1 protein-coding gene is annotated in these 206 nt (G+C 55.3%); it reads left to right on the forward strand.

Going from position 1 to position 206, the window contains the following annotated elements; translation table 11 throughout:
* Positions 1-206: hypothetical protein (locus H6B10_RS17880; RefSeq protein ID WP_204652604.1), on the forward strand; the 206-nt coding region annotated here is incomplete at both ends.

The raw sequence follows: 206 nt of genomic DNA on the forward strand, positions 1-206 counted from the left end.
CTACAACTCGGCGGACGTTATTGAGTATATGGGCGTCATTACCGCCCACGTGGATATGAGCCACCCGGTGCTGATGGATAAGTATATCTACGGTACCGAATGTGAGGTAGACGCCATCTGCGACGGAACGGATTTCCTGGTGCCCGGCATCATGGAACAGATCGAGCGTACCGGTGTGCATTCCGGCGACTCCATCTGCGTCTACC

This window comes from Gemmiger formicilis, from assembly GCF_016901605.1.
GTDB classification, from domain to species: Bacteria; Bacillota; Clostridia; order Oscillospirales; family Ruminococcaceae; genus Gemmiger; species Gemmiger formicilis_B.